This is a genomic window from Serratia sp. K1WW1 (assembly GCF_055790865.1).
This window is the reverse complement of sequence record NZ_CM147697.1, coordinates 1,105,859-1,124,869: the sequence shown is the minus strand read 5'-3', so window position 1 is coordinate 1,124,869 and position 19,011 is coordinate 1,105,859. Positions and strand designations below refer to the sequence as shown.

Here is a 19,011-nt window from a genome sequence, read left to right as displayed (position 1 = left end):
TGCACCGGCTGTCAGCGGCAGTCACCCTGCGCTTTTCTGACCGGGGTACCGACAGCCTTTTTGTTACTGGTCAAATCAAAGGCCACCTGACACTGGCTATCCGCAGCGCGCCCCCATTTGACCAGCAAGGTCCCTTTCTCTGGCATCCCGCTGAGATACACCTGCCCGGCATCACCCACGATACTGGCATTCCGACCGCCAGGCTGGGTGTCATGTTTTATTGAAACCGTAGCGCCAAAGGGGACCACCGAGCCTGCCCTTTCCAACGTCATCAGGACTTGATAACCAATACGGGGGGTGAATGTTGCCATCACCACCGCCCCCTTGGTCGGGTAGACGTTCACGTTCGACTGCTCCAGTTCGGTGTCCTCCGGCAGTGAGCTCGGATCCAGGCCAACACTGTTTTTACTGTAATCGGACAGATAAGGGGCTACCGCATAGCCATTTCCGTCAGTAAGCCCACTACCATTCATCGTCCGTATACCACTGACTCCCGCCGCACTGATGATGGCCACCGAACTGCCCAGTGACGGTGCCAGGGTAATGCCGCCCGCATGGCCGACCAAGCCGCCTGAAGCACTCATGTTCATGGTGCGGGAGTGTGCCCCGTAGCTGTAACCCGCATTGGCATACCCTTTGCTGCCGGTGTAACCCAGGTTTACACTGCTGTTGTTGCTCTGCCCCTGGTTTCCGCTGCTTTGCTGGACGCTATAACCCAATGCCCCGTCTAGCCCGCTGCCACTCAAGCCAAGCTGGCTCTGCATCCGTCCATGATTATCCCGGGAGAGTTGCGTGGTCGCATAGGTATTCTGTGACCAGGCTGCCGGGCTGAACAGACTGAACGGTACGTTCACATTCAGTGAGAGCTGGCGGTTTTCAGGCCAGTCGCCTTCGCCTTTAACCCGGTCAATGCTGTAGTTCACGCCATAGCTTACGCCCCAGGCCGAACCGCTATAACCCAGGGAAAGCGTTGTCATCGTACTGTTTCGTCCCCAGAAATCCTCCCGGGTTGCCCTGAAGTTAAGCGAGCCTTTATCCCCCATCTGCTGGCTGATCTGGGTCTGGAAACTGCTGCGCCGGCGATCCAGGCTCCAGGGCACCTGATCATCTTTCAGACGGTAATTCAGGCTGTTGAAATCTCCAAAACTGTAATAGTCGCGTGTGGAATACCGCAGTGCGGTCAGATCAACCGAGGTTCCCGTAGACAGCAGGCTCTTGGAGTACCGTAATCGATAGGATTCCCCCATCATGCGCGTCGTTTCCGTCAGACGGGCCGAGGCGGCAGTCACGTCGGCAGAGAATGCCCCCCATTCCCGCAGGGACAGACCCGCACCGAAAGCGGCCGAAACATAATCGGCCGAGACCAGCGCACCACCATACAGCGTGATATCTTTGGGCAGGCCATAAATCAGTGTTCCGAGCAAAAAGTTCTCTTCGCGGGAGCCATCGGTCAACCCGCCATCATAGCGACCGGCCGCCAGTTCGTATTTCCAGCCACCTGCCCTGAGCATGACCGGCAACGCCGAGTAGGGTATGACCGACGTGCGTGTACTGCCATCCGCTTCGGTGATGGTCACCTGCAAATCTCCGGCCATTCCGGATGGATAAATGTCGGCAATGCGGAAAGGGCCTGGCGCGACATAAGTCTGGTACACAATGAACCCGTTCTGGCTGATGCTCACCCGGGCATTACTGTTCGCCACCCCGTTCACCACCGGAGCAAAACCCCGCAGGCTGCTGGGCAGCATCTGTTCATTTGAACGCAGCATGACGCCACGTAAAGGCACGCCGTCAAAGACATCCCCGCCCGTGCTGCTCTCGCCCACAAGCAAGCTGCTTCTCAATGCCTGCAGGTCACGCTCGACATACGAATTGGAGAGCCGTGTTTTACTGAAGGTGCTGGTATTGAAACCCGAGCTCTCGGTGCGGGAATAGGTTGCAGTACTGCGCAATCGCCAGGCTCCGGCGTTAATCCCGGAACGGGCCGTCGCAAAGAACGAATCAAAACGGGCACGGTCTCCTGCCCACTCCGTCTCGCTGCGCCCGGCGCTGAGGTTATAGTTGACCAGCAATGCCGGCACTCCCTCATCCCACAGATCGGAAGATACTGTTCCCTCTATATTCGGGGTCATCGCAATCTGTGGGATGCTGATATCCAGTCTCAACTGAGTCAGATTGAAACGGGTGGTTGCCTGGGGGATCAGCGCCGCAAGGCTCTTGACAGGTTTGTCCTGGGGGAGCGTCGAAAAGGCCGGAATGGCCTTGACATTGACCCCAAACGACGCCAATTTTGCCGGCGTTAAATCGGGGATACTTCCCCCTGCCGGGTCTTTACGGAAAACAATATCCTGGATCCCCATGTCTCGTTGGTTGATATAGACATTCACGGAGTAGGTCCCCGCAGCCATATCCCCCGCCTCTGAGAATTGTGACAGGTCAACCGGGCTTTTACCGTCACCCAGTGAGAGCAGGCTGGGATCAAAATAATCGCGTCCTGAAGCAGGAAGGCTGTAGACCACCACGGACAGCAACGTGCCCGAGCAAGACAGCCGCTTCAGCAACTTCTTCATTTTTTTCATTTTAAAGTCCCTTTAAAGCAATAAGTCCATAGCCGAAGACATCACAGGCACGCATCAGCCCCGGTTGTCGGTAGTGACTGACTGATGCTGCAGAGCGGTTTCATCCGCGTACTCATCAATCAACTGCCAGGTCACCTCTCCAACCGCCGTCTCCGGCCAGGGATAATCCTGCTCGCCCTTGGGCGGAACCATGCGATACAAGGCATTGCGCTCTATCTGCACGCCACCAATCGCCAGTCGGGAAAAGGTGAGGTAGAACGGAGTAGGGTTTTTTACTATCAACTTCTCGCCACGATGGTAAAAACGCAGCTGAGAGGCCGTTTCCGCCACCCCCCCGGCAGGCAGATCCGCAGGGCGATAGAACAACTTCAGATTATTGACCGTGGAGACAACCAACTGTCCCTGTTGCCGTGACATGTCAGCGCCTGACTGATCTTCGTTCTGGCGTGGAATGGCCTTTACCGACATAAAAAAAACGGACTCGCGGTCTGTTGGCAATTCACTGCCGGTAAGGCGAACGCGAAGCGTGGTTGCCTCACCGGGCTCTAACCGTTTCAAGGGAGGCAAAATAATAAAAGGAGCCGTTGGCGCAGGTTCCTCTGCCATGAAGGGCAGTCCTGTCAACGGATCTGCGGCTTGTACCCAGGATTGAACCAGATAGGGAGCGCGCGTGTTATTCTCAACAGACAATGTCACTCCGCCCTTGGCCGAGACGGGATAGACCAGACGTGTATTTTTAAACGTCAGTCCCTGTGGCGGATTATCTGCGGCATGACAGGCATAACCTACGATGGCAAGCAGTAGGAGCAGTGACTTTCGGCAAGACCGGCGTGGATTCATGCAGGGCCCCCACCAACATTGACCTGTGCCAGGTGAACGGGCCCCATTCCACCATAATCATTGATCACCGCCCATTGAGCTTGATGAACCGGACCGGACAGCGGATAGTGCCACTCACTTTTTGGCGCCAGCATGGCCCCCAACGTCCGTAAATCAACGGATTTTCCATCCAGCGAAAGAGTACTCAGGGTCAGATAGTAAGGGGTGGGATTAACCACGTTCAAACGCCCTCCCCGCCAGGAGAAAGTCACATTTTTCGCGGCTTCATCCGGGGTGATATTCAGGCCTGAAGGGCGATAAAATAATTTAATAAGCGTTCTCAACCCAATGGATACGCTCGCAGCCAGTGGCTGAGTCTGCTCACTGGGTCTTGACGACGCGGGGATGGCAGTAGCCGCAAAGTAGAAAACTGACTCCCTGTCCCGTGGCAAAACCTCCGTTCCATCAGGAAGGATGCGCAAGGTATTCTGACTGAGGGATTCGAGACGAAATAAGGGCGGAGTAACGACAAACGGTGCCGATTTTGCATTTTCTTGCGACATCACCACGCCAGCCTGCACCAGATAAACCGACCGCCCATGGTTACTTATCGTGATTGTCTTTGCACGGTCGGTATCGGTGAAGACAATCCGCGTGGCGCTGAGCGCAATTCCACCTTCATCTGCAATCGCCGGTCCCCAAAAAAAAGCGACCAGTAACAATGGCAGCATCCATCGCTTGTTGAGTCTCATCGGCGTAAAGAAAGACATCTATTGCCCCTTATTCATAAACAAAATCAAAGGTCACTGCAGCGGACAGGCTGCCAGGTTCGGCGCTGGCACATTGGGTACCACAGCTCACCATGGCCTTGAAATTCATCGCGGTCATCGTTGGCTCACTGCCCTTATTACCTACCGGAAGCATGGTGTCGTTCATGACGGGTTCATCCCCCCCAGCCAACGCGGTATGTGTCAACCGTACGCCGTACTCTTTCGAGGTTCCGCTCGTTCTGAAAAGGCGTTCGTTACCCGTATCAATGCCTTCCCCCCGGACTTTGATCCCCGGTGCTCGTTGGGGATTGGTTTTTCCCTCACAGTCAGACACTGTCACCGTAAAGGGAATGGTCTTGGACGTTTGCTCTTGAATGCCGGACTCGGTCAGGGTACCAAAATCAATTTTCGACTGGCTGACACTGGTCTGACAGGAATACTCTGCGACCGTGACGGAAAAGTTCACTACGACGGCCTGTGCGGAGGTCGCATTCAAGAACAGGACTGCGGTCAGAAACGAGGTCGCGCCAATCCGATGTTTTACTGCGTTGCTATCAGCTCTCATTTTCTTTCCATCCTTTTCAGGGGTAGGCAAACTCGAACTTCAGGGTTGCCTTGGCCTCTCCGTTGGAAATATTCCCTGCCCCCCTGACAAACCCCAGGGACAGGATTTGCTCCTGCGCATTGACATCCAGAATGGGGATCAAATCACCATTGCGTACGGTACCGGCGTGGCTATAAAACGCCGTCTTGTCTAAAATTGACGTGCTTTTCAGCATGAACCCGACCCCTTTTGCAGTAGAACTGGCGTCGCGGAACATATCGCCCTCCATGGTTCCGGTCACTTTAATCGACGGTTGTCCCAGCACCGTTGAGCCAAAATCTTTGCACTGCAATCCCACGGCCAAATCACGAACATCGGCGGTCGATTTTGGACCTTGAAAATCCGAGACCAGTGTCAACCCAAAGTTGAGTGTTTCAGGCACCGAGACCGTACAGGTCCCACGGGTAATATCAGCCTGAAACTCGACCTTGGCACCCCAGGCTGGTATTGCCAATGCTGACAAGAGAACGGCTATTCCCCGCAGGTGGGAGCTAGTGAATGACCGCATGAAATGTCTCTGTTGCGCCATAATCATTAATTGCTCCCCATGTCACTTTTCCCTGACGTACAGAGGTCGGATAGACATAATCACCAAACGGCGCAATCATTGCGTTACCGCTACCAATTTTCAGGATCACTGGCTGGTGATTAAAGGACAGACTGGCCAGACTGATATAATAGGGTGATTGATTAATTGCTTTTATTCCGTCACCCACGGCAGTAAATGACAGGGCTTGCAAAGCATCGCCCGGTGTCATCGGCAAATTGGACGGGCGATAGAAAAGCTTGATGACGTTAGCCACGCCAACCCTTATCTGTGCATTCGAGCGAGCATTCACCGTGTCTGTGGTTGAGGGAATGGCCCGTGCATTCAAATAAAAAACAGACTCTCTATCTGAGGGCAGTGACGCTGGCTTGCCATTAATACGAACCTGCTGACGACTGTCTGGCTCCAGACGAAATATAGGAGGCAGCAGGCTGAAAGGGGTGTTCTCACGAACACCCTCTGCATCTTGTGTCAGCATGACCTGAACCAGGTAGGGCGTTTTTGTGGTAGTATTGCGAAAAGTCACCGAGGCATGACTTTCGGCCTGATTGAAAACCACACGTGTAGAGTTAATGCCAAACCCCTCGGCCAATACCGACATCGGAGTTAAACAAACAACCGCTAATAATAGACTACAGTAGATACCTTTATTCACTTCATCCTCCCACAAGGGTGAAATAAAGCCGGGCAATATAAATACTGCCCTGGCTTAATTAATGTTTCAGGTATCAGTTATATGCGAAAGACAGTACTAATGGTGCTTTAACATAGCCAATTGATGGTTTTGCTACCGCGCTTGCCAGACCCAGTGTAATGTCAGAAGTATATCCTTCAAAACTGTAGGTGTCGCCATCCTGAAGAGGGGAGACGCTGAGGCTACCATCTTTAAAATTAGTAGCCGTCAGCATGACGCCTACCGTTTTAGTTGGGTCTTCATTATAGATGTTTGCATTACGCGCCAGCGCCGTGCCTCTCACCGTAATGGCACCCAAGGTATCTTTTCCGACAGTGGTGCCTTTACAGTTGCTCAGCAACAATGAAATATCCTTTTGAGAAGCTGCCACTGGTTTGCCAACTTCGGTAAAATCAGCGGGAATAAAGGAACCCAGGTCAACGCTGGTTTTGGAGGCAGTCAGGTCACAAGTCCCGGCAGCAACAGTGCCCGTCACCGTCAATTCGGCATTGGTCGCCGCGTGAGACAGTGCAGAGGCGCCCATCAAAATCATGGCAATTGGCAGTAACTTCATTGTGGTGTTTTTCATTAAAGAATCCCTTTTAGTGAGCTTATGATTTATCCTGCGGATATAGCCACAATTACTACAGGGTTAATGGAAGCGAGATTGAAGAGACTGTCAGCATTGTCATTGCCTCTCACTTCCTGGTTAAGCAAATCATAAAACTATGACATCCCTTTCCCTGCGTATCATGCAGACTATAAAACTCAAGATAAATCCATGTAAATAAAAAGCGAAAGATAGAAAACATGCTTCACGGCTCCTTCACTTCGCAAGAAGAATAAACCATGAGAATTATCCTGTCCACAACAAGATCGCTAAAAACGATCGTAAAAACAAACTTGATAGTTAAAACCTATCAATTATGGATTGATTAAATGCTCTAAATGCTATTGTTTTTAGTAACAAGAAGAATTATGTTAGCGTTAACAAAAAAATTAAGTGATTTGTAAAAAAAATTTAATAAAAAATTCATATTTATTAGAAATAAAGTAGTGTATGCCAAAGTTGAATATAAAATGGTTGTTATAGGTTCTGCTACGCCAATTTTTCAATGATTATTTTCTGTTAAGTTTAGTTTTTACGCTCACCTCCGCCGTTTTTTAGTTCATTTTTAACAACATGGATGTAAGGAAAGATATGTCAACCGAGAGAAATTACCATTTATTAGTGATTGATGATGATCGATATTTCTCTGATGGATTAACTAAATTAATCAGCGATATTCATCCTGGGATTGTGCTAAGACAAGAAATCCGAGATGTGAGGTCCATTGACTGCTTGTTGATTGCGTCAGATAACATCACCACAGACATCATGGGGGCTTTGTATAAAAAAACACCAATTGGAAGTAAATTGATAGTAATGAATGAAAAATCTGGCAAACAAAAAAAATGTCACGATTTTATTCAATACAACCAGGTTGGGCAACTCAGTAAGTGTGCGACGAGTCGAGACATAGGTCGTTTAATGGCCTCTATAATCCCTGAGATTGGTAGGAAAAAACAGAAGGCGAACTTGTACCTGACAACCGCAGGACATGCAGATGCAATTGTACAAAGCTTGACACCTCAGGAAATAAAAACAATGAAACATATGCGACATGGTGCTTCGCTAACGCAAATAGCTTACTCGCTAAAGTTAAACCCGAAGACTGTAAGCCATTACAAGCGTGCGGTAATGAAAAAATTAGGCTTTAAGAAAAATATTGAACTCTACAGTTGGATATGCAGTTTATGATCCAATCGAGAGACTTTGAACAAGCATTAGGTGATAGTGCCTTGTCGCCCAATAAAATATAACACATTGTTTTTTATGTTATTTTAACTATTTTTGAGCGAAAACACCTTCAGTTGCTGGCTTTTTATCTCGTCGATGTTATCGAGCAACCTGAAAGAGATGATGGCAGAACGCAGTATTGCCTTTGATCATTCGGCTATCTGCCTGATGAAGTGTTCCTCCAACATAAACGCACAGTGGGTCGTCGATGAGCGTTTATCACCAGCAGAAATTTTTATCTGTTGGCAGCCTAAAAGAGCGGCAGTGCAAATCAGTAGAAAATGTATACCCGGCACTGCCGCTGATGAAAGTTATCCTATTGATTTAAAAGAAATAAATATAATATTGATAGTTTAAGACCGATCTTCATCGATGAATACACCACTATAGAGTGGTATTTTGAAGACCGAAAAGCTCAAAATTTAGTCTTGACTTATAATATTTCCTTATTCCAAACAAAACCCTGCTGGCTCATACGGCTATAGTAGACATTTCTGATACTGTTGAAATAGGGGAGATAACAGGTGCAGACATCGGCAATGCCAGATAGCGGAGGCCCTTGCCTGGTAGAATGGGGCGCCGCGCTACATCTAAGGCAGGGGGTGTTTTAATTTTAGGGGAACAATGAAATACGACACACGAACTCTTAGCCGTGTATGGTAATTTTTAATACCGCTAAATTGACGGTACCGGAGGTAGGTTGATCATGTTGACAGATCTTAACACTGATGAAAGAAAAAGGCGTCCAGCGATCGAACTGTTAAAAAATCATGATGAGAGTCGGGACGAGGCACTCAACCAATACACCCACCTTGCCTGTCAGTTATTGAAGGTACCGATGTGTTTCATCTCCATTCTGGATGATGAAAAACAGTACATCAAGTCTGCTCAAAACATTGATATCACGGAAACCAGCCTCAGTGAGGCGTTTTGTGTAAACACGATCGATCAGGGAAACACCATGATTTGTCGTGACACCTTGCAGCACCCGGTTTTTAAGTCGTATCAGGCAGTTAATCATGCGCCGTTTATCCGATTCTATGCCGGATGTCCTCTGAACACCCGGGACGGGGCGGCCATAGGCACCCTGTGCATCTTGGATACCAATCCGCGTACGTTATCGGCTGGGCAGGTCGATATTTTTGAAAAATTAGCTGGGCTGGTGTCAGTTTTTTTAGAATCCTGGCATACGATTGGCTATATCGATATTGTCACGTTACTCCCAAACCGGCAGCGCCTGCTCAAAGACATCGCGGGCCTGCAGGAGAGTAAATTTAAGCTCGTCATCATTGACTGTATCGATATGCCATTTGCCTATGAGATAGCCCGGACACTCGGGATGACTGTCGTTGAAAGTTTACTTGAGGACATGGTGGTGCAACTTCAGTCCATACCGCAACTTGCGTGCCAACTGTATTCTGTTGCTGTCGGGCGATTTGCCTTCTTGGTCTCAGCTCATCAGACCTCGATATTAGATGGTCTTACTGCAAAGCTGCAGGGAATACAAGCCAGGATGAGCCCCGATGTTCTCCTTGATCTGGATATTCACCTAGGCGACTCAGGTCTTTGCAGCAAGGAGCTGACGCCCATTGAAATTCTACGCCGCGCAGTCAGCGCACTGCACGAAGCTATAAGCCAAGGGCATAGGTATATGACCTATGATGAGGCTTTAGATGACAAGAAGAAAAATGATTTCACACTCCTCACCGACCTGAGAACAGCGCTGAAGAATGATCAGGGATTGTACCTGGTATATCAACCCAAAGTTTCACTGCGGACGGGGCTGGCTACGGGTGCCGAAGCGCTGCTACGGTGGTCACACCCAGAAAGGGGCGAGGTGCAGCCAGGCTTCTTCATTCCTTTGGTAGAAAGAACCAACCTGATGCATGATCTGACTGAATGGGTTATCGACCACGCAATTGATCAGTTGGTGCTCTGGAAGGATAAAAGCCTTTATTTACCCGTATCTATCAATCTGGCTGCCAGCGATTTTTCCCGACCTGGTTTTGCGGATCGACTTAAACAGAAAATGTGGAATGCCGGGCTAACGCCAGCCATGTTAGAGATAGAGTGTTTAGAAACAGAAAGAATGCTGGAAAGTCCGGCGGCACTCAATGGTCTTAACATGTTGAAAAAATGTGGATTTAAGATATCTCTGGATGATTTCGGTTCGGGTTACAGTAACATCAACTACCTTCGACAGATCCCGATGGATATTGTTAAGATTGATCGCTCCATTGTCGGTAAAATTGCCACCGACAAAGGCAGCCGCATCGTTGTGCAAAATATTATCAGCCTGCTCAAGCAGCTTAATTATGTTGTGTTGGCTGAAGGCGTGGAAGATGAAAAAACGGTGGCGATATTACTTTCCCAAGGCTGTGACGAAGTCCAAGGGTTTATTTACTCAAAACCTCTTGAATCCCAGGCTTTTGAAGAATGGTACCGCAACAGAAACGAGGGTCCCCTTGAGTGGGCTTGAAACTGACTGGACTCACCCTACGGCAGTAGGCATTTCATCTCCTCACGACGGATGATTATGGGCCAGTATCACCGCAGCGGCCTGATAGTGTAGCGCTCGGGTCACGGCTTCGCGAGGATAAACGATGATGCCATTGAACGTCCCGACGGCGGTTCGGTCAGTTGTCTTCCCGCTCTGCTTCGGGCCGTTAATACAGCAAAAAAAGGTTGTAAGCCTGATTGCTTCGTTGTTCTTCTAAGCAAAAAAGTGATTTTTTATTTATAAAAATACTTTACTGGTTGCCATCATTGCGTTGAATAAACGCATACATCACATCACTACAACAGTGAGCATGAACGCAAGCCATAGGTAAACCTCAAAACGTTGCATTAGTTACCAAACTCAACTAATTAGAGTCATTACCAGTAGTTTTATCGTTTGGTTATCCGGTTGTTCGCCCGTATCATAGGCGATTCTATCTTGTGCCTCTGACTGCTGGTGAGGGCTCATGGCTTCGTTAAAAGATGTTGCGAAACTGGCCTCGGTTTCTTTGATGACCGTATCACGCGCGATCAATAATCCTGAGCGACTTCGCGCAGACACTTATGCTCGCGTAAAACAGGCTATTGATACATTAAACTATGTTCCTGATTTTTCTGCGCGAAAGATCCGCGGCAACCGGAGTGTTCTCCCCTCAATTGGCGTTTTGGCGTTAGACACAGCGACCACACCCTTCTCAGTTGAACTATTGCTGTCGTTGGAGAAAACGGCGCAGGAGCATGGCTGGAGCACTTTTGTCGTCAATCTATTTGATGATAATGATGCGGAACAAGCAGTAGAAAAACTACTTTCACTGCGCCCTTCTGGAGTTGTGTTCACCACTATGGGATTACGCAATGTCCGTATTCCCGAACGCTTGCGCGGTAAATCTTTGGTGCTGGCTAACTGTGTAACCAGCGATGAGCAAATCGCGAGTTACATCCCAGACGATTTTCAGGGACAGTATCAGGCAACCAAAAATTTGATCGTTCGAAACTATCGCCATCCTCTGTGTATCTATTTACCGGAATGCACCCTTGCTGGCGTAAAACGCAGAAGCGGCTTTGAGCAGGCGTGGCAAGAGGCTGGACTATCTCTGACTGACACTAACCAGCAACATTTAGACTTTGGCGATGAGTATTATTTGGATACAGCAAAAATTATTGCCGCTCATATTCATCAAGGACGCCCTGATTTTGATGTCTTAGTCTGCGGCAATGACCGTGTTGCCTTTGTAGCTTATCAATATTTGTTAGGCGTAGGGATACGTATCCCAAACGACGTGGCGGTATTGGGTTATGATAATATGGTTGGCATTGGTGAACTGTTCTTGCCCTCCTTAAGTACGGTTCAATTACCCCATTTAGAGATTGGTCGTGAAGCGGCGTTACATATTATTCAACAGCGGGATGACCTTGAAACTCATATGCTTTTTAGCCCTCTCATTGAGCGTGCATCTACCCATCTGATTGAGATGAAATAGTAGGAGCGCATAAGAATTGAGTTGGCATATAAAATAATAAAATTGTTGATAAACCAGCGAGTAGTTGACGCCTATAGGGCTTGGAGGAATTGAAAATGGAGCGGGTGAAGGGAATCGAACCCTCGTATGCAGCTTGGGAAGCTGCCGTTCTACCATTGAACTACACCCGCTTAGGTGTGCGACTGGCATTATAACCGGTTATGCGCGCCGGGCAAGAGAAGAAAGTGCATAACTGCCGATGTTTTAAGCGGTTAGCAACAACCGGCTCTCTTTAGACGAAAAAAAACCGGCACAGTCGCCTGCACCGGTTTAATCACTCAGCAAACGTTACTTGCTCGGGCGCATGGCCGGGAACAGGATCACGTCGCGGATGGTGTGGCTGTTGGTCAACAGCATCACCATACGGTCGATACCGATGCCCAGGCCTGCAGTTGGCGGCAGGCCGTGTTCCAGCGCGGTGACGTAGTCTTCGTCGTAGAACATCGCTTCGTCGTCACCAGCATCTTTCGCACTAACCTGATCGGCAAAACGCTGCGCCTGATCTTCTGCGTCGTTCAGCTCTGAGAAGCCGTTACCGATTTCACGCCCGCCGATAAAGAATTCGAAACGGTCGGTGATTTCCGGGTTCTCGTCGTTACGACGTGCCAACGGAGAAACCTCTGCCGGATACTCGGTGATGAAGGTTGGCTGGATCAGATGGCTTTCTGCGGTTTCTTCGAAGATCTCGGTAACCACGCGACCCAGACCCCAGCTCTTCTCTACCTTGATGCCGATTGATTCGGCAATCGCTACTGCGCTAGCCATCTCGTTCAGATCGTCGAGGTTGGTTTCCGGGCGGTATTTCTTGATCGCTTCGCGCATGGTCAGCTTTTCAAACGGCTTGCCGAAGTCGAATACCTCATCACCATAAGGCACCTTGACGTCACCCAACACGTCCTGCGCCAGCGTACGGAACAGCGACTCGGTCAGCTCAATCAGGTCTTTGTAATCCGCATACGCCATATAGAGTTCCATCATGGTGAACTCTGGGTTATGACGCGGGGAAACGCCTTCGTTACGGAAGTTACGGTTGATCTCGAACACACGCTCGAAGCCACCTACCACCAGGCGCTTCAGATACAGCTCTGGCGCGATACGCAGGTACATGTCGATGTCCAACGCGTTGTGGTGCGTGACGAACGGACGAGCAGACGCGCCGCCAGGGATCACCTGCATCATCGGGGTTTCGACTTCCATAAAGCCTCGGCCCACCATGAAGTTACGGATCGCCGCCATCACCTGCGAACGGATCTTGAAGGTGTTGCGGGATTCTTCGTTGGCGATCAGATCCAGATAACGCTGGCGATAACGGGTTTCCTGATCGGCCAGGCCGTGGAACTTGTCTGGCAACGGACGCAGTGCTTTGGTCAGCAGACGCAGCTCGGTACAGTGGATAGACAGTTCGCCAGTTTTAGTCTTGAACAGCTTACCGCGTGCGCCGAGGATATCGCCCAGGTCCCATTTCTTGAACTGCTCGTTGTAAACGCCTTCAGGCAGATCGTCGCGTGCAACGTAGAGCTGAATACGGCCACCCACGTCCTGCAGCGTCACGAAGGAGGCTTTACCCATGATACGGCGGGTCATCATACGGCCAGCCACGGTCACTTCGATACCCAGTGATTCCAGCTCTTCGTTTTCTTTGCTGCCGTATTCGGCATGCAGCTTGTCGGAGGTGGTATCACGACGGAAGTCGTTCGGGAACGCAATGCCGTTCTCGCGCAGCGCGGCCAGTTTTTCACGGCGTGACTGCAGCTCGTTGTTGAGATCCAACGCCTGTTCGGCGCCTTGTGCTTGTTGCTCAGACATTTCTGTTCCTCATAACCCGGCTTTCAAACTTGCCTCAATGAATTTATCCAGGTCGCCATCCAGTACGGCCTGCGTATTACGTGTTTCGACGTTGGTGCGCAAATCCTTGATGCGGGAGTCATCCAGCACGTAAGAACGGATTTGGCTGCCCCAGCCGATATCGGACTTGTTGTCTTCCAGCATTTGCTTGTCAGCATTTTTCTTTTGCATCTCGTATTCATACAGCTTGGCGCGCAGCTGTTTGAATGCCTGATCCTTGTTCTTATGCTGAGAGCGATCGTTCTGGCACTGCACCACAATGTTGGTTGGCAAGTGGGTAATACGCACCGCCGACTCGGTTTTGTTAACGTGCTGACCACCGGCACCGGAGGCGCGGTAAACGTCAATGCGCAGATCGGCCGGGTTGATTTCGATATCGATATCGTCATCCACTTCCGGATAGATAAATACGGAACTGAAGGAGGTATGGCGGCGGCCGCCGGAATCGAATGGGCTCTTGCGTACCAGGCGATGCACGCCGGTTTCAGTACGTAACCAGCCAAACGCGTAGTCGCCGATAATCTTGATGGTTGCCGATTTCAGGCCCGCGACGTCGCCGTCGGACTCTTCAATCACTTCCGTTTTAAAGCCTTTGGATTCCGCCCAACGCAGGTACATGCGCAGCAGCATGCTGGCCCAGTCCTGCGCTTCGGTGCCGCCGGAGCCTGCCTGGATATCCAGGTAGCAGTCCGCGCTGTCGTATTCACCAGAGAACATACGGCGGAATTCTAATTGTTCCAGCTTGGCGCTCAGTTGATCGAGTTCAACCACGGTCTCGTTGAAGGTATCTTCGTCTTCCGCCTCAACCGCCAGTTCCAGCAAGCCAGTGACGTCTTCACAGCCCTGTTCCAGCTGATCGATGGTTTCGACAATGGCTTCCAGCGACGAGCGCTCTTTGCCTAATGCCTGTGCGCGTTCAGGTTCGTTCCAAACGTCCGGCTGTTCCAGCTCGGCGTTAACTTCTTCTAGGCGTTCTTTCTTGGCATCATAGTCAAAGATACCCCCTGAGAACGGCTGTCCGCTCGGACACATCCTGAATGCGGTTTTTTACCGGATTAATTTCAAACATGATTTTTTACGTTCTTACGTTGATGTCGTCGATGGCGAAATGCCATTGGAACCGGTAATTCTAGCGGATCCAGTCGCCAGTTTATAGCGAGTTGGTCAGTTTTTGTGGGGGATCAACGTTCAGATGCAAGAATCAACATGTGGCACGTCAAGTCCCCTCTCCCTTTGGGAGAGGGTTAGGGTGAGGGCTAGCCGGTTAACACGGCCAGAGGTGTTGGATTAGCAACTGCACGTTACGGTTGCCACGGAACTCGTTCACATCCAGTTTGTATGCCAGTTCCACTTCTTTGATGCTGCTGTCCGGCCACTGTGTGGTGTCGATGTTGAAGGCAATGCCGTCCAACAATGGACCTCCACCGAGCGGTTCGATCATCAGCTTCAGGTGTTTTTCGCCCACCAGCCGCTGTTGCAGAATACGGAACTTGCCGTCAAAGGTTGGCTCAGGAAACGCCTGCCCCCAAGGCCCCCCCTCACGCAGAAGCTCCGCGGTGGTCAGGGTCAGTTCTTGCATCATCAACTCGCCGTCCGACCAGATCACGCCTTCCAGCATGGCTGGATCGAGCCATTCGCCGACCAGCTCGCCAAAACGCTGGCGGAACTCGTCAAACTTGGCCTCTTCCAGCGATAAGCCCGCCGCCATCGCATGGCCGCCGAACTTCATCATCAGCCCAGGATTCAGGGTATCGAGGCGCTCCAGCGCATCACGCATATGCAACCCGGCCACCGAGCGGCCAGAACCTTTCAAAATGCCGTCGCCCGCAGGGGCAAAGGCGATCACCGGGCGATGGAAACGCTCTTTGATACGCGAAGCCAGAATACCCACCACGCCCTGATGCCATTCTGGGTGATACATCGCTAACCCGTAAGGCAATGCGGTGGTAGTGCGTTCCAACTGATCGCACAGCTCCAGCGCTTCCACCTGCATCCCCTGCTCTATCTCACGCCGGGTCTGGTTGAGCGCGTCGAGATCGTTGGCCAGCATACGCGCCTGGGCAATATCGTCGCTCAACAGCATGGCTACGCCGATCGACATATCGTCCAACCGCCCCGCCGCGTTCAGCCGCGGCCCAAGGGCAAAGCCGAGATCGCTGGCGGCCAATTGCCGTGCATCGCGGTTGGCCACTTCCAGCAGAGCGCGAATACCTGGCCGACACTTGCCAGCCCGGATGCGGTTCAGCCCCTGATACACCAGAATACGGTTGTTGGCATCCAGCGGCACCACGTCCGCCACCGTGCCCAACGCCACCAGATCCAGCAGTTCGGCCAGATTAGGCATAGCCAGCGCACGCTGTTCGAACCAACCGCTGTCACGCAGCTTGGCCCGCAAAGCCAACATCAGATAGAAGGCAACGCCTACACCAGCCAGAGATTTGGAGGGAAAATCGCAGTCACGCAGGTTCGGGTTAACGATCGCCTCTGCCGCAGGCAGCGTATCCCCCGGCAGATGGTGATCGGTGACCAGCACCTGTATTCCCAAGCCGTGCGCAACGTCAACGCCCGCATGCGAGGAGATACCGTTATCGACCGTGACGATCAGCTCGGCCCCCCGTGCAGCCGCCTGCTCCACGACTTCGGGGCTAAGGCCATAGCCATCTTCAAAACGGTTGGGCACCAGATATTCGATGGCGCTACAGCCCATGCTACGCAAGGCCAGCACCGTCAGTGCGGTACTGGTGGCGCCGTCGGCGTCAAAGTCGCCCACCACCATGATGCGGCGGCCGTCGGCCAGTGCCTGCTGCAATATCGCTACCGCAGCATCGATACCGCTCAACTGTTGCCAAGGCAACATGCCCTTGACGCTACGCTCCAGCTCCTGCTCGCCCTTAACTCCGCGCAACGCGTATAAGCGACGCAACAGGGGGGGCAGGCTGGCGGGTAAATGGCTGGCATCTGCCGCCTCGCGGCGGCGTAATTGGGTTTTGATACTCACCGTGACTTATTTCGTGGCTGCGGAGGCTGCATGCGCATCCAACATCGCGGCCATCTCTTTCGGCCCTTGGTAGCCAGGGACAACCATGCCGTTTTTCAGCACGATAGCCGGAGTGCCGTTGATACCAAACTGAACGCCCAGCGCATAATGCTGGCTGATATCGGTTTTGCAGGTTGCCGGAGACACCGCGTCGCCCTTCATGGCGGCATCGAAGGCCTTAGCCCGGTCTGCGGTACACCAGATGGAACGCATATCTTTCTCTGCCTGAGATTCCAGCCCCTGACGCGGGAACGCCAGATAGCGCACGGTGATCCCCAGATCGTTGTACTCTTTCATCTGCTCGTGCAGCTTGTGGCAATAGCCACAGGTGATATCGGTAAACACGGTGATCACGTGTTTCTCTTTCGGCGCTTGGTAGACGATCATCTGATCTTTCAGCGCTTCCAGACGGGTCATCAACAGTTGGTTAGTCACGTTGACCGGCTCACCGCCGCTGACGTCAAACAGCGGCCCTTGCAACACGTGCTTGCCATCTTCCGTCACATACAGCGTGCCGCCTTCGGTCAATACGGTTTTCAAACCGGCGACCGGCGAGGGTTGCACGTCTGCCTGCTTAATGCCCAGGCTACCTAGTGCTTTCTGAATGGCTGCATCGTCAGCATGGGCCGCGCCGGTAACCGAAGCCACCAGCAGGGAGAGCAGCATTAAACCTTTTTTCATTCTTCCAATCCTTTCGATCCCTGCGCGTCAGGCGCGCGGGTGATGCTGTTGATGTAGCTGCTTCAATCTTTCAGTGGCTACATGAGTATAAATTTGTGTGGTTGAGAGGTCGCTATGCCCCAATAACATCTGTACGACACGAAGATCGGCCCCATGGTTCAGTAAGTGGGTGGCGAAAGCGTGGCGCAGCACATGCGGAGACAGCCGTTCGCTGTCGATACCCGCTAGGATCGCATAGTGTTTAATCCGATGCCAGAACGTCTGGCGAGTCATTTGCTGGCTGCGGTTGCTGGGGAACAACACATCCAGCGTCTGGCCGTTCAGCATCCAGGGCCTGCCGTGTTCCAGATAATTTTCGATCCAGTACACCGCTTCTTCACCCAACGGCACCAGGCGCTCTTTGTTGCCTTTACCGATCACCCGCACCACGCCCTGGCGCAGGCTGACATCGCTGATGGTCAACCCCACCAGTTCCGACACGCGCAACCCGGTGGCATACAACACTTCAAGCATAGCCTTGTCACGCAGCTCCAACGGTTGATCGACGCAAGGTGCCTGTAGCAAGGCCTCTACCTGCGCTTCGCTCAGATCCTTGGGTAACCGCTGCGGTAATTTGGGCGAGGCCAGCAACGCGGTGGGGTCATCCACCCGCATTTTTTCACGGTTGAGATATTGGAACAGGCGGCGCATCGCGCTTAACAACCGGGCTGAGCTGGTGGCTTTGTATCCTCCCTCCACCCGTTCGGCGAGAAAGGCCTGTAAGTCCAACGCTTCGGCCTGTAACAGGCTGCGGTTGTTAAGCGCCAACCAACCGGCCAGCGCCTGTAAATCGAGCCGATAAGAGTCCAGCGTATTCTCTGCCAGATTGCGTTCGATCCACAACGCATCCAGGAATTGCTCAATCAGCGCACTGTCTTGCTGTTGCACGCGGTCCTCTCTTCATTATATTTATACCCTATGGATTTCAAGCTGCAGCTTGAAAGACGACGGGTATATGCCACAGGCATTATGCCTTAAGGTATACTCGTTGCAATTCTACACAAGGCATTATAAACGGTTTAACTATGAAGATTGGTCTGTTTTACGGCTCCAGCACCTGCTACACCGAGATGGCAGCAGAAAAAATCCGTGAGATTCTAGGTGAAGACCTGGTCGACCTGCACAACCTGAAAGACGTTTCTCCCAAGCTGATGGAAGACTACTCCATCCTGATCCTGGGTATTCCAACCTGGGATTTTGGTGAGCTGCAAGAGGATTGGGAAGCGATCTGGCCACAGCTGACCGAGCTGGATCTGCAAGGCAAGATCGTCGCCATGTACGGAATGGGCGATCAGTTGGGTTATGGCGAATGGTTCCTGGATGCGCTGGGGATGTTGCACGACCAGCTTGCCCCGCAGGGCGTGCAGTTTATCGGTTTCTGGCCGATCGACGGGTTTGAATTCACCAGCCCCAAACCGCTCAGCGCCGACGGCAAACACTTTGTTGGCCTGGCGCTGGATGAGGTGAATCAATACGACCTGAGCGAAGAACGTCTGCAACAGTGGTGTGAACAGATCCTGCTGGAGATGGAACCGCTGCTGTAACGGAATTGGGCGCG

17 protein-coding genes, 1 tRNA gene and 1 pseudogene are annotated in these 19,011 nt (G+C 51.6%); 5 read left to right on the top strand and 14 right to left on the bottom strand.

Going from position 1 to position 19,011, the window contains the following annotated elements; all coding sequences use genetic code 11:
- Positions 1-11: 11 nt before the first annotated feature.
- From ACX9GU_RS05050 to ACX9GU_RS05020, 7 genes are all read right to left on the bottom strand, one after another.
- Positions 12-2,579, bottom strand: a complete 2,568-nt coding sequence (locus tag ACX9GU_RS05050; protein WP_473194039.1) for a fimbria/pilus outer membrane usher protein — start codon at positions 2,577-2,579, stop codon at positions 12-14.
- Positions 2,580-2,633: 54 nt separating this feature from the next.
- Positions 2,634-3,419 (bottom strand): fimbrial biogenesis chaperone, encoded by a 786-nt coding sequence (locus ACX9GU_RS05045; protein ID WP_473194038.1) that lies wholly within the window; start codon positions 3,417-3,419, stop codon positions 2,634-2,636.
- Complete coding sequence (locus tag ACX9GU_RS05040; protein ID WP_473194037.1) at positions 3,416-4,168, bottom strand: fimbrial biogenesis chaperone; 753 nt, start codon at positions 4,166-4,168, stop codon at positions 3,416-3,418. Before ACX9GU_RS05040 ends, ACX9GU_RS05045 begins: the two co-directional genes overlap by 4 nt.
- A gap of 10 nt (positions 4,169-4,178) precedes the next feature.
- Positions 4,179-4,733 (bottom strand): fimbrial protein, encoded by a 555-nt coding sequence (locus ACX9GU_RS05035; RefSeq protein WP_473194036.1) that lies wholly within the window; start codon positions 4,731-4,733, stop codon positions 4,179-4,181.
- A gap of 16 nt (positions 4,734-4,749) precedes the next feature.
- On the bottom strand, positions 4,750-5,280 hold the full coding sequence (locus tag ACX9GU_RS05030; RefSeq protein ID WP_473194035.1) for a fimbrial protein: 531 nt from the start codon (positions 5,278-5,280) through the stop codon (positions 4,750-4,752).
- Entirely contained in the window at positions 5,264-5,974 is a 711-nt protein-coding gene (locus tag ACX9GU_RS05025; RefSeq protein WP_473194034.1) for a fimbrial biogenesis chaperone, read from the bottom strand. The genes ACX9GU_RS05030 and ACX9GU_RS05025 overlap by 17 nt, the downstream gene beginning before the upstream one ends.
- Positions 5,975-6,047: 73 nt before the next feature.
- Complete coding sequence (locus ACX9GU_RS05020) at positions 6,048-6,581, bottom strand: fimbrial protein (RefSeq protein WP_473194033.1); 534 nt, start codon at positions 6,579-6,581, stop codon at positions 6,048-6,050.
- A gap of 612 nt (positions 6,582-7,193) precedes the next feature.
- On the opposite strand from ACX9GU_RS05020, the gene ACX9GU_RS05015 reads away from it, so the two are divergent.
- The 3 genes from ACX9GU_RS05015 (at position 7,194) to ACX9GU_RS05005 (ending at position 10,311) form a co-directional block, all read left to right on the top strand.
- Positions 7,194-7,793: a response regulator transcription factor gene (locus ACX9GU_RS05015; protein WP_473194032.1), complete on the top strand. Its 600-nt coding sequence runs from the start codon at positions 7,194-7,196 to the stop codon at positions 7,791-7,793.
- Between the two features lie 159 nt (positions 7,794-7,952).
- On the top strand, positions 7,953-8,189 hold the full coding sequence (locus tag ACX9GU_RS05010) for a hypothetical protein (RefSeq protein WP_473194031.1): 237 nt from the start codon (positions 7,953-7,955) through the stop codon (positions 8,187-8,189).
- 349 nt (positions 8,190-8,538) lie between these two features.
- Positions 8,539-10,311, top strand: coding sequence for a sensor domain-containing phosphodiesterase (locus ACX9GU_RS05005; RefSeq protein WP_473194030.1), 1,773 nt, complete (start codon positions 8,539-8,541; stop codon positions 10,309-10,311).
- 45 nt (positions 10,312-10,356) lie between these two features.
- Here the strand turns inward: ACX9GU_RS05005 and ACX9GU_RS05000 are convergent.
- Positions 10,357-10,437 (bottom strand): annotated as a pseudogene (locus tag ACX9GU_RS05000) (JAB domain-containing protein); the annotation flags it as partial.
- Positions 10,438-10,798: 361 nt separating this feature from the next.
- Here ACX9GU_RS05000 and ACX9GU_RS04995 point away from each other — a divergent pair.
- Positions 10,799-11,812, top strand: a complete 1,014-nt coding sequence (locus ACX9GU_RS04995) for a LacI family DNA-binding transcriptional regulator (protein WP_473194029.1) — start codon at positions 10,799-10,801, stop codon at positions 11,810-11,812.
- 96 nt (positions 11,813-11,908) lie between these two features.
- Here the strand turns inward: ACX9GU_RS04995 and ACX9GU_RS04990 are convergent.
- The 6 genes from ACX9GU_RS04990 to xerD form a co-directional block, all read right to left on the bottom strand.
- A tRNA-Gly gene (locus tag ACX9GU_RS04990) sits at positions 11,909-11,982 on the bottom strand.
- Between the two features lie 157 nt (positions 11,983-12,139).
- Positions 12,140-13,657, bottom strand: coding sequence for a lysine--tRNA ligase (gene lysS, locus ACX9GU_RS04985; RefSeq protein WP_021806189.1), 1,518 nt, complete (start codon positions 13,655-13,657; stop codon positions 12,140-12,142).
- A gap of 9 nt (positions 13,658-13,666) precedes the next feature.
- Positions 13,667-14,765 (bottom strand): peptide chain release factor 2 gene (gene prfB / locus ACX9GU_RS04980; protein WP_098929871.1). Its coding sequence is split into 2 segments (ribosomal slippage): positions 13,667-14,689 and positions 14,691-14,765, totalling 1,098 coding nucleotides; the frame shifts between segments, so codons are not numbered across the junction.
- Positions 14,766-14,960: 195 nt separating this feature from the next.
- Positions 14,961-16,694, bottom strand: coding sequence for a single-stranded-DNA-specific exonuclease RecJ (recJ, locus tag ACX9GU_RS04975; protein ID WP_473194028.1), 1,734 nt, complete (start codon positions 16,692-16,694; stop codon positions 14,961-14,963).
- A gap of 6 nt (positions 16,695-16,700) precedes the next feature.
- Positions 16,701-17,414: a bifunctional protein-disulfide isomerase/oxidoreductase DsbC gene (gene dsbC, locus ACX9GU_RS04970; RefSeq protein WP_473194027.1), complete on the bottom strand. Its 714-nt coding sequence runs from the start codon at positions 17,412-17,414 to the stop codon at positions 16,701-16,703.
- Between the two features lie 27 nt (positions 17,415-17,441).
- Positions 17,442-18,341 (bottom strand): site-specific tyrosine recombinase XerD, encoded by a 900-nt coding sequence (gene xerD, locus ACX9GU_RS04965; RefSeq protein ID WP_473194026.1) that lies wholly within the window; start codon positions 18,339-18,341, stop codon positions 17,442-17,444.
- Positions 18,342-18,478: 137 nt separating this feature from the next.
- On the opposite strand from xerD, the gene fldB reads away from it, so the two are divergent.
- Complete coding sequence (gene fldB / locus ACX9GU_RS04960) at positions 18,479-18,997, top strand: flavodoxin FldB (RefSeq protein ID WP_473194025.1); 519 nt, start codon at positions 18,479-18,481, stop codon at positions 18,995-18,997.
- Positions 18,998-19,011: the final 14 nt, after the last annotated feature.

Coding starts and splice junctions, on each gene's coding strand:
- ACX9GU_RS05050 (WP_473194039.1), bottom strand. CDS start 2,579: ATGAAAAAAATGAAGAAGTTGCTGAAGCGGCTGTCTTGCTCGGGCACG.
- lysS (WP_021806189.1), bottom strand. CDS start 13,657: ATGTCTGAGCAACAAGCACAAGGCGCCGAACAGGCGTTGGATCTCAAC.
- ACX9GU_RS05020 (WP_473194033.1), bottom strand. CDS start 6,581: ATGAAAAACACCACAATGAAGTTACTGCCAATTGCCATGATTTTGATG.
- ACX9GU_RS05045 (WP_473194038.1), bottom strand. CDS start 3,419: ATGAATCCACGCCGGTCTTGCCGAAAGTCACTGCTCCTACTGCTTGCC.
- ACX9GU_RS05035 (WP_473194036.1), bottom strand. CDS start 4,733: ATGAGAGCTGATAGCAACGCAGTAAAACATCGGATTGGCGCGACCTCG.
- ACX9GU_RS05040 (WP_473194037.1), bottom strand. CDS start 4,168: ATGTCTTTCTTTACGCCGATGAGACTCAACAAGCGATGGATGCTGCCA.
- ACX9GU_RS05005 (WP_473194030.1), top strand. CDS start 8,539: ATGTTGACAGATCTTAACACTGATGAAAGAAAAAGGCGTCCAGCGATC.
- ACX9GU_RS05010 (WP_473194031.1), top strand. CDS start 7,953: ATGATGGCAGAACGCAGTATTGCCTTTGATCATTCGGCTATCTGCCTG.
- fldB (WP_473194025.1), top strand. CDS start 18,479: ATGAAGATTGGTCTGTTTTACGGCTCCAGCACCTGCTACACCGAGATG.
- ACX9GU_RS04995 (WP_473194029.1), top strand. CDS start 10,799: ATGGCTTCGTTAAAAGATGTTGCGAAACTGGCCTCGGTTTCTTTGATG.
- ACX9GU_RS05030 (WP_473194035.1), bottom strand. CDS start 5,280: ATGCGGTCATTCACTAGCTCCCACCTGCGGGGAATAGCCGTTCTCTTG.
- dsbC (WP_473194027.1), bottom strand. CDS start 17,414: ATGAAAAAAGGTTTAATGCTGCTCTCCCTGCTGGTGGCTTCGGTTACC.
- ACX9GU_RS05015 (WP_473194032.1), top strand. CDS start 7,194: ATGTCAACCGAGAGAAATTACCATTTATTAGTGATTGATGATGATCGA.